The organism is Streptomyces cacaoi (assembly GCF_006539165.1).
GTDB classification, from domain to species: domain Bacteria; phylum Actinomycetota; class Actinomycetes; order Streptomycetales; family Streptomycetaceae; genus Streptomyces; species Streptomyces cacaoi.
Window position 1 is genome coordinate 1 of sequence record NZ_BJMM01000137.1, and the last position, 3,268, is coordinate 3,268.

Here is a 3,268-nt window from a genome sequence, read left to right on the forward strand (position 1 = left end):
AACGCCAGAGAGGAGACCGTCCCGCCCGTGGCCCCGTCCCTGCGCAAGGGGCCCTCGTGCACGGGACACAGTCAGGGGCGGGACGGTCACGGGACCCTACGCGGGCGTTCGCGGTGCTCCCTGCGTTCTCATCTCGTCAAGGGACCGCTGATAGAGCACGGACCCGGCGAAGGCCGCGTGCGCCGGTGCCGGGGCCGCGTCCTCGATCACGGACTGGGCGCCGGCCTTGAGCGCGGCGCCCCACGCCATGACGTGCTGCTGCGCCGTGCGTCCGCACTCCTGCGGCTCCCCGGGAAGGCACAGAGGGAGCGGTTCCGGAAGAATCTTGTTCGCGGCATGGCGCACGTATCGGGCGACTCCCAGCCATTCCTCCTCGGTCCGGTGCGCCCCGGTGCTGCCGTGGTCGCCGCACCAGGCGCCGAAATCGTCTCCGTGGTCGTGCATGTCACTGACTCCTGTACCGGCTCGTCATGCGGGTGTGGGGATCGTAGTCCTCTCCGCTGCGACGCCGGCTTCTCTCGGGTCGCAGTGCTGCACCGAGGGAACGCACGGGCCGCACGGTCCACACATGGGCAGGAACTGCGGCGGGGTGCACGACTGGACGCCGTCTCCGTGGGCGGCCCGGATATCGGCCAGGATCTCACTCATCCGCGGCCCGCCCCAGATCTCGGAGAGGGGCCGTTCCCGAACGTTCCCGATGTGCAGAAACCGGCCCAGGACGCAGGGCCACACATCGCCGTCCGGGCCGATGGCGCACTTCTCGTGGGCGCAGTGCCCACACAGATCGCCGATGGTCGGTGCAGCGCCGCGGCTCGCCCTGCCGAAGGCGCGCATACGGTCCCCGCCGATTTCTCGCACGCCCAGGGACGAGAGGTCCTGTGCAGCTTCGTTGACGCGCTGCCCTTCGCGCACGGCGACGACCCCGCCCCGCAGCGGGATGCCGAGGGACAGAGCCTTTTCGACGTTGGCGCGGGTTTTCCGGTGCGCGCCCCGGAGATGTGTCACTTCGTCGTGCTCCCTGGCGTCGTCCGAGTAGTACGACGTGGCCAGCTTGGCGCCACAGCGCTTGAGGGTGTCCCACAGAGGCTCACGGATGAACGTCATGTTCGAGAACACTTCGACGCCGAGGCCGGCACCGTGTGCGTGCTCGATCAGGTCGGAAAGATGAGGATGCAGCGTCGGTTCGCCGCCGATGAACTGCACGTCGACCGTCCCCATGCCGGCGAGCTGATCGATGACGGCCGTCCAGTCGGCCGGCCCCATCGCGCCGTGCGTTCCCTGCGGGGACGAGTCCGCGTAGCAATGATCACAGAATTCGTTGCAGAGTCCGGTGACTTCGAGCCACACGAACTTGAGTAACGTGGATGCAGCCATGAGTGATTCTCCCTTGGGTTGAGGGGTTTCTTGCTCACTGGCCCGGTGGGGGAGTGGCCGCTTCCCCACCGGATCTTCCGTCCCAGCGGAATGCTCGCCATGGTGTCCCGCGAAGAGGGCGCACATTTCATGGCGGCCCGGGCTCATATCGACGCGTCGTGGTGTATTCGGGCACGCGGATCTCGGAACACCTACGGCCCGGCACCCCCGCACCAGCCACAAAGACGTCAACGCATGTCGGTGGGTGGTGGTGATGCGCCCACCGTGAACAGGGTTTCCGCGACTTCGACGAAGGTCGAGTGTCCCGTCTCGGCGCGATGTCCGACCGCCCAGCGGCGCACTGCTGCTGGTGAGGGGACCAGCCTGGACTCCCCGTCACACTCTCGGCACAGGCACTCGTATGCGGGCTCTTTCCGGTGGCGCATCACGTGAGCGGGTCCCGGAACTGATCGAGGTGCTCGGCCGGGTCGGCCGGCTTCGTCCGCCAGGTTTTCGGCGCGGGCATGGCGCTCACTCCTCGGATGTGGTCACTGGGTGATGTCGGATGCACGACCAGTGAACGACAGATCTGGGAAGAGCGAGTCACACAAAGTGCCACACAGTTGCGGTCGGTGGGCTCCCGGTGGGTCACCATGGGGAGGAAAGGAGGCACCTATGTCTGCACCAAGCGCTTTGGCTCCTGGGGATCACCTCCGCCGCCTGCGAGAGGAACGGAAGCTCAGCAGGGCCAGGCTCTCGCGTATGACTCAGCTCAGCGCGTCGTACATCGAGAAGATCGAGACCGGTGACCGGCCCCTTACGCCCACCGCGGCGCACCAGTTCGCCAAGGCGTTCGGTCTGCACGTCGAGGACGTGATGGGCGCAGCGCCCGTCTCGCGGGAGGGAACGACGCCTCTCGCGGAGCTGGAAGAAGCGATGCGGGATTACGACATCCCCACGCGCCCGGATGCCGGCATGACCGAGGTCGCCGCGCTGATGGTCCATCTTCAGCAACTCCGGGACGGGGTCGTGGTCAGCGGTGTTCTGGCCATGCTTCCGGAGCTGTTGAGGAAGAGCACTTCTGTCGCATTGACGGAGAACTCCCAGTCGGCCTGGACGGCCCTTTCCGATCTCTACAGCTGCGCCTATTGGTTGGCGGCGCGCCATCGGTGGCGGCTTCTGGCGGAGCTGGCCATCGCTCGCCAGCAGTGGGCGGTTGCCCAGCAGGACAACCCGGTTTCCGCGGCCTTGGCGGACCGGGACCGGGCAGGGACGTACCTGAATTTCGGGGACATCGAACGCGGGCTTGATGTGGTGGACCGGGCGATCGTTCGTGCGGAAACACGGCTGTCCGGGGAGGAACGTGCCTACTCCGTAGGCATCTTGAGCCTGCGAGGCATGACGCTCGCGGGACGGTTGACGGACAAGGGCCTCGCCAAGACGGAGGCCGAGCGGCACATTGCTGCGGCGCGCGCCGCAGCGGAGGATTTCGGGCCGGACAGGACACCGCACGGCCTGACCTTCGGGCCCGCGAACACCGAAACCCACGTGCTCGCCACTCAGGTCGACCTCGGGGAGCCGCGCCGGGCGATCGAGATCGGTGCAGACGCGGACGCCTGCCTACAGGGGCTGCCGGTCACGCGTCGGGCTCCCACCTACATCAACATCGCCAGGGCGCAACTGGATGTCGGAGACCGCGACGGGGCGCTTGAGAGCGTGAGCCGTGCCTGGGATGCCGCCCCGGAGATGGCACGTATCCACCCGATGGGCCGCGAAGTGGTGCGTGTCCTCTCCTCCATGCATCGAAGGAGTAACGAGAAACTCGTGAAGTTGGCGCAGATGTCGGGAATCCCGTTCTGATGTCCGATGGTGCGGTGCTCCGGCGCCGGGGACAACGAGCAAGGATGCCGTCGCT

At 67.1% G+C, this 3,268-nt stretch carries 4 protein-coding genes; 1 reads left to right on the top strand and 3 read right to left on the bottom strand.

Annotation, left to right across the window (positions count from 1 at the left end):
* Positions 1–96 precede the first annotated feature (96 nt).
* The 3 genes from SCA03_RS34525 to SCA03_RS37420 all read right to left on the bottom strand — a co-directional run bounded on the left by SCA03_RS34525 (position 97) and on the right by SCA03_RS37420 (position 1,799).
* The gene (locus SCA03_RS34525) at positions 97–444 is read right to left on the bottom strand and encodes a hypothetical protein (protein ID WP_030886027.1); all 348 of its coding nucleotides are present in this window, start codon (positions 442–444) and stop codon (positions 97–99) included.
* A gap of 24 nt (positions 445–468) precedes the next feature.
* Complete coding sequence (locus SCA03_RS34530) at positions 469–1,374, bottom strand: radical SAM/SPASM domain-containing protein (protein WP_086815202.1); 906 nt, start codon at positions 1,372–1,374, stop codon at positions 469–471.
* A 227-nt stretch (positions 1,375–1,601) separates the two neighbouring features.
* The gene (locus tag SCA03_RS37420; RefSeq protein WP_443098241.1) at positions 1,602–1,799 is read right to left on the bottom strand and encodes a DUF7848 domain-containing protein; all 198 of its coding nucleotides are present in this window, start codon (positions 1,797–1,799) and stop codon (positions 1,602–1,604) included.
* A gap of 229 nt (positions 1,800–2,028) precedes the next feature.
* On the opposite strand from SCA03_RS37420, the gene SCA03_RS34535 reads away from it, so the two are divergent.
* The gene (locus tag SCA03_RS34535) at positions 2,029–3,213 is read left to right on the top strand and encodes a helix-turn-helix domain-containing protein (RefSeq protein WP_030893941.1); all 1,185 of its coding nucleotides are present in this window, start codon (positions 2,029–2,031) and stop codon (positions 3,211–3,213) included.
* Positions 3,214–3,268 lie beyond the last annotated feature (55 nt).